The sequence below is a fragment of the Streptomyces niveiscabiei genome, assembly GCF_001419795.1.
Lineage (GTDB): Bacteria > Actinomycetota > Actinomycetes > Streptomycetales > Streptomycetaceae > Streptomyces > Streptomyces niveiscabiei.
Window position 1 is genome coordinate 1 of the sequence record NZ_LIRL01001051.1, and the last position, 1,010, is coordinate 1,010.

Sequence of the window (1,010 nt, forward strand, 5' to 3'; positions counted from 1 at the left end):
CGCGCCCCGCTACGACGACAAGGTCGTCGCCGTCTTCGTCCACCACACCGACTCCCCGAACCGGTACGACTGCGCCGACGCGCCCCGCATCATCCGCTACCTCCGCGCAGGTCAGACGGGGGTCCGCGACTGGGACGACATCGGCTACAACTTCCTCGTCGACCGCTGCGGAACCATCTACGAGGGCCGCGCGGGCGGCGCCGACCGGGCGGTCACCGGCGCGCACACGCAGGGTTTCAACCACCGCACGACGGGTATTGCCGCGCTCGGCACGTTCACCTCCGGGACGCCGGTCCCGCCCGCCATGACCGAGTCCATCGCCGCGCTCGCCGCGTGGAAACTGGGCCTGTCCGACGTCGACCCCCGCGGGCTCGCGCGCCTCACGTCCACGAGCGGGTACAGCCGGTACGCCGCCGGCACCACCGCGTCCCTCCCCGCGATCGCCGGTCACAAGGACGGGTACATGACCACCTGCCCCGGCCTCGCGCTGATGCGCCTGCTGCCCCGCATCCGCGCCCGCGCCGCCGAGTTGCAGGGCCGGGCGGTCACAGGAACGTCTCAGGCGGGGTTCAGCCTCCTCCCATCCCCCGCCCCTAACGTCATGCACGACACACGCCGACAGGGAGGCCGGGGAACATGAACGAGCACCGCACACCGCAGCCGAAGCGCTGGGTCCGCAGCCCCTGGGCGGTCCTGGGCGCCGTCGTCGCGGTCGTNNGACGACCGCGTCAGCGCTGGACCAGGCGAACCGGGCGCCGCTGCATCACGCCGTGCTGAAGGCGGAGGGGGTGCAGGGGTACATCCCGAGCGACGGTTCGCGGCGGCGGGGGGTGTGAGGGGGTCCTGTACGGAGGCCGGTGATTTGTACGATGACCAGGCGGCCGGCGTCCCGTACCCAGCCCCTCACTCCTTGAACCGCCCCCACAGCCCCGGGTACCTCTCCGCCAGCGCCGCCTCGTTCTCGAAGTCGATCGGCGTGCCCTCCGGCTCCGCCGGCGCCGGCGGGATGC

General features: G+C 72.8%; 1 protein-coding gene and 1 pseudogene. One reads left to right on the forward strand and one right to left on the reverse strand.

Annotated features, from left to right (window positions below; all coding sequences use genetic code 11):
• The coding region (locus tag AOK24_RS39500) for a peptidoglycan recognition protein family protein (protein WP_055724745.1) at positions 1 to 640 on the forward strand (640 nt) is incomplete at its 5' end.
• A gap of 263 nt (positions 641 to 903) precedes the next feature.
• On the opposite strand, the pseudogene AOK24_RS51770 reads toward AOK24_RS39500, so the two are convergent.
• A pseudogene (locus AOK24_RS51770) lies at positions 904 to 1,010 on the reverse strand (DUF4240 domain-containing protein); the annotation flags it as partial.